Consider the following 5,411-nt stretch of genomic DNA (forward strand, 5'->3'; position numbering starts at 1 on the left):
AGGTGTCGGCAGCACCCTATCTTACCGGAACGTTACCATCCAAGTATTTTCGGCGAAGAAGAGCTTAACTACTGTGTTCGGCATGGGAACAGGTGTGACCTCAACTCAAACGCCACCGACTAAGTGAAGAGGAACGAATCCTCAAAATTGAATAATGAAAAAGCTGTTGGTTAAAAGGAGTAGTCATAACCAATAAGGTTAAGCACTCGACCGATTAGTACTCGCTAGCTAAACACGTCACCGTGCTTACACTTTGAGCCTATCAACCTTGTAGTCTTCAAGGGGTCTTACTCTGTAAACAGAAGGGATATCTTATCTTAAGGGCGGCTTCACGCTTAGATGCCTTCAGCGTTTATCCGTTCCGCACATAGCTGCCCAGCTGTGCCACTGGCGTGACAACTGGTGCACCAGAGGTGCGTCCATCCCGGTCCTCTCGTACTAGGGACAGCTCCTTGCAAATATCCTACGCCCACGACAGATAGGGACCGAACTGTCTCACGACGTTCTGAACCCAGCTCGCGTACCGCTTTAATTGGCGAACAGCCAAACCCTTGGGACCGAATTCAGCCCCAGGATGCGATGAGCCGACATCGAGGTGCCAAACCTCCCCGTCGATGTGGACTCTTGGGGGAGATCAGCCTGTTATCCCCAGGGTAGCTTTTATCCGTTGAGCGACGGCATTTCCATTCACATACCGCCGGATCACTAACTCCAACTTTCGTTACTGCTCGAACCGTCATTCTCGCAGTTAGGCTCGCTTTTGCGTTTACACTCTGACGCATGGTTTCCATCCATGCAGAGCGAACCTTTGAGCGCCTCCGTTACTCTTTAGGAGGCGACCGCCCCAGTCAAACTGCCCACCTAACAATGTCCCCCGACTTGCTTCAAAGCCGCAGGTTAGAATTCCAGCACTCCAAGAGTGGTATCCCAAGGTCGACTCCACACAAGCTGACGCCTGTGCTTCCCAGTCTCCCACCTATCCTGTACGTGAAATACCGAAATCCAATATTAGGCTACAGTAAAGCTCCATGGGGTCTTTCCGTCTAGTCGCGGGTAACCGGCATCTTCACCGGTACTACAATTTCGCCGGGCGGGTTGTTGAGACAGTGCCCAGATCGTTACACCTTTCGTGCGGGTCAGAACTTACCTGACAAGGAATTTCGCTACCTTAGGACCGTTATAGTTACGGCCGCCGTTTACCGGGGCTTCAATTCAATGCTCTCACATCTCCTCTTAACCTTCCGGCACCGGGCAGGTGTCAGCCCCTATACGTCATCTTTCGATTTAGCAGAGACCTGTGTTTTTGCTAAACAGTCGCCTGGGCCTATTCTCTGCGGCTCAATCACTTGAGCACCCCTTATCCCTAAGTTACGGGGTCAACTTGCCGAGTTCCTTAACAACCCTTCTCCCGTTGGCCTTAGAATCTTCTTCCTATCTACCTGTGTCGGTTTGCGGTACGGGCACCTAAGATATTCATACAGCTTTTCTTGTCTCTTTCCATGATGACTTCTCTACTCATTTTCGATCCCTTACGACCGGGTCAACCATCGCCCGGCTACATCACTTCTAAAGCGTCCCTGTACTTAAATCTTTCGGTGGCTACGGAATTTCAACCGTATGTGCATCGGCTACGCGTCTCCGCCTCGCCTTAGCCCCCGGCTTACCCTGAGCGGACGAACCTTCCTCAGGAAACCTTAGATTTTCGGCCATTATGATTCTCACATAATTCTCGCTACTCATTCCGGCATTCTCACTCGAATAAAGTCCACCAGCGCTTCCGCTCTGACTTCACCCCTTATTCGACGCTCTCCTACCACTCTAAATTACTTTAGAATCCCAAGCTTCGGTACATTGTTTAGCCCCGTTGAATTTTCGGCGCAGGGTCACTCGACCAGTGAGCTATTACGCACTCTTTTAATGAGTGGCTGCTTCTAAGCCAACATCCTGGTTGTTTATGCAACCCCACATCCTTTTCCACTTAACAATGTTTAGGGACCTTAGCTGTGGGTCTGGGCTGTTTCCCTTTTGACAATGAGACTTATCTCACATTGTCTGACTCCCGTGAATCAATTATCTGGCATTCTTAGTTTGATAGGGTTCAGTAATCTTTCGACCCCTAGCCCATTCAGTGCTTTACCTCCAGTAATCTTTCACGAGGCTAGCCCTAAAGCTATTTCGGAGAGAACCAGCTATATCCGAGTTCGATTGGAATTTCTCCGCTATCCACACCTCATCACCGGCCTTTTCAACGGACGTGTGTTCGGCCCTCCATGGAGTTTTACCTCCACTTCAGCCTGGACATGGATAGGTCACTCGGTTTCGGGTCTATTGCATACGACTCTTTCGCCCTATTCAGACTTGCTCTCGCTTCGGCTCCGTGCCTTAAGCACTTAACCTTGCCGCATACAATAACTCGCCGGACCATTCTACAAAAGGTACCCGATCACACTTTGACGTGCTCTCGGTGCTTGTAAGCATAGGGTTTCAGGTTCTTTTTCACTCCCCTCCCGGGGTTCTTTTCACCGTTCCTTCACAGTACTATTCGCTATCGGTCATTAGGTAGTATTTAGGCTTGGAGGATGGTCCCCCCATCTTCCCACGGGGTTTCACGTGTCCCGCGGTACTTTGGATACAGCTCGCTGACTTTCTCTTTCGCTTACGTGACTCTCACACTCCTCGGTACGTTTTCCCACACGTTTCAACTAGAAATTATCAATGCTAAATGCTGTCCGAAACCCCATAAGTATTGCTACCTATGGTTTAGCCTCTTCCGCTTTCGCTCGCCACTACTCACAGAATCTCGGTTGATTTCTCTTCCTCGCCCTACTTAGATGTTTCAGTTCAGGCGGTTCCCCTCATATACCTATTTGATTCAGTATATGATGTATGTGCATACACATACGGATTGCTCCATTCGGAAATCTGCGGATCAATTCATACTTGCTGATCCCCGCAGCTTATCGCAGCTTATCACGTCCTTCATCGGCTCCTAATGCCAAGGCATTCTCCCTACGCTCTTCTTAGCTTAACCATTTTTGAATTATGTCTAATCCTCTTAATTTTTATGCTAATTGCAGGTTTTTTACCCGACTTTAACTTTCGTTATTGTCGTTCATTTTTCCTCATTTGCATTACTTTTGCTTTTCATTATTCAATTTTCAAGTTTCATTCCTTGCAAGATCTCTCTTGCTGGTGGGCACAAGTGGACTCGAACCACCGACCTCACGCTTATCAGGCGTGCGCTCTAACCACCTGAGCTATGCGCCCATTATGCTTTACATAACGGCACTCAAGCTGTTCGTCTTCCTTCGTCCCTTGGTGGAGATGAGGAGAATCGAACTCCTGACCCCCTGCTTGCAAAGCAGGTGCTCTCCCAGCTGAGCTACACCCCCATATGCAGGGACTAGGTACTCCATTGTGCTGTTTTAAAGATACTGTTTCCAGCATCCTCAAAATTGAACAAAAACTACTTTCTTAAACCTTTGCTGACCGGAGAATTATTTTATGAGAAGTTTTCTTTTCCTTCTCTGTTCTCCATAGAAAGGAGGTGATCCAGCCGCACCTTCCGATACGGCTACCTTGTTACGACTTCACCCCAGTCATCAATCCCACCTTCGACTGCGTCCTCCTTGCGGTTAGACTACAGGCTTCGGGTGTTACCGACTCCCATGGCGTGACGGGCGGTGTGTACAAGGCCCGGGAACGTATTCACCGCAGCATGCTGATCTGCGATTACTAGCAATTCCGACTTCATGTAGGCGGGTTGCAGCCTACAATCCGAACTAAGACTGCTTTTAGGGGTTTGCTCCACCTCGCGGCTTTGCTTCCCTCTGTTGACAGCCATTGTAGTACGTGTGAGGCCCAGGTCATAAGGGGCATGATGATTTGACGTCATCCCCACCTTCCTCCGTTTTGTCAACGGCAGTCCTGCTAGAGTGCTCTTGCGTAGCAACTAACAGTAAGGGTTGCGCTCGTTGCGGGACTTAACCCAACATCTCACGACACGAGCTGACGACAACCATGCACCACCTGTCTATATGTCTCCGAAGAGATTTCACTCATCTCTGAGCTATGCATACGATGTCAAGACCTGGTAAGGTTCTTCGCGTTGCTTCGAATTAATCCACATACTCCACTGCTTGTGCGGGCCCCCGTCAATTCCTTTGAGTTTCAACCTTGCGGTCGTACTCCCCAGGTGGATTACTTATTGCGTTTGCTGCGGCACGGAAGGGGTCAGTCCCCCCACACCTAGTAATCATCGTTTACGGCGTGGACTACCAGGGTATCTAATCCTGTTTGCTCCCCACGCTTTCGAGCCTCAGCGTCAGTTAAAGCCCAGTAAGCCGCCTTCGCCACTGATGTTCCTCCTAATATCTACGCATTTCACCGCTACACTAGGAATTCCGCTTACCTCTACTTCACTCAAGAACCACAGTTTCAAATGCAGTTTATGGGTTAAGCCCATAGTTTTCACATCTGACTTGCGATCCCGCCTACGCTCCCTTTACACCCAGTAATTCCGGACAACGCTCGCTCCCTACGTATTACCGCGGCTGCTGGCACGTAGTTAGCCGGAGCTTCCTCCTCAGGTACCGTCTTTTTTCGTCCCTGAAGACAGAGGTTTACAATCCTAAAACCTTCTTCCCTCACGCGGCATCGCTGCATCAGAGTTTCCTCCATTGTGCAATATTCCCCACTGCTGCCTCCCGTAGGAGTCTGGGCCGTGTCTCAGTCCCAATGTGGCCGATCAACCTCTCAGTCCGGCTACTGATCGTCGCCTTGGTAAGCCGTTACCTTACCAACTAGCTAATCAGACGCGAGCTCATCTTTCAGCGATAAATCTTTGATAATCAAATCATGCGGTTCAATTATGTTATGCGGTATTAACGATCGTTTCCAATCGGTATCCCCCTCTGAAAGGCAGATTGCTCACGTGTTACTCACCCGTCCGCCACTAGATCAGAAAAGCAAGCTTCTCTTCTCTCGTTCGACTTGCATGTGTTAAGCGTGCCGCCAGCGTTCGTCCTGAGCCAGGATCAAACTCTTAATTAAAGTTGTATATCAAAAGCATCTCTGCTCTTGTTATCCTGTTTCAGTTCACTTCACTGAACGTACATTTCTTTTACGTCTTTATGTTAGACCTTTAATTCTTTTTTCTCAAAAGAATCTCTCAAGGGTTTCGTACTATTCGTCTTTGTTCAATTTTCAAGATGCTGTTTCGTTACACTCTTTTGTGTTGTGCAACTTTTACATTATATCACACTTTTTATCTTTTGTCAACCCCTTTTCTGAAGTTTTTTCAAAAAAGTTTTTTGGCTTCCGATTTTTTCGTGCTTTCTAATGCGCTGTCTTAAATCAGCTTATCTATTATATCATATTAGCTAAGCTTTGTCAAGACTTTTCTTTGTGAA

2 tRNA genes and 3 rRNA genes are annotated in these 5,411 nt (G+C 48.3%); all 5 read right to left on the reverse strand.

What is annotated here, in order from left to right:
• Positions 1–3: 3 nt before the first annotated feature.
• The 5 genes from rrf to AB5627_RS14065 all read right to left on the reverse strand — a co-directional run bounded on the left by rrf (position 4) and on the right by AB5627_RS14065 (position 5,052).
• A 5S ribosomal RNA gene (gene rrf / locus AB5627_RS14045) occupies positions 4–120 on the reverse strand.
• A 74-nt stretch (positions 121–194) separates the two neighbouring features.
• Positions 195–3,031, reverse strand: a 23S ribosomal RNA gene (locus AB5627_RS14050).
• Between the two features lie 159 nt (positions 3,032–3,190).
• Positions 3,191–3,267 (reverse strand) — tRNA-Ile (locus tag AB5627_RS14055).
• 49 nt (positions 3,268–3,316) lie between these two features.
• Positions 3,317–3,392: transfer RNA gene (locus AB5627_RS14060), tRNA-Ala, on the reverse strand.
• A gap of 148 nt (positions 3,393–3,540) precedes the next feature.
• A 16S ribosomal RNA gene (locus AB5627_RS14065) occupies positions 3,541–5,052 on the reverse strand.
• The 16S, 23S and 5S rRNA genes sit together here with 2 tRNA genes alongside, the layout of an rRNA operon.
• Positions 5,053–5,411 lie beyond the last annotated feature (359 nt).

Origin of the sequence: Ruminococcus sp. RTP21198st1_G1_RTP21198_201120 (genome assembly GCF_040924265.1) — a bacterium.
In the GTDB taxonomy this organism is placed as follows: Bacteria; Bacillota; Clostridia; order Oscillospirales; family Ruminococcaceae; genus Hominimerdicola; species Hominimerdicola aceti.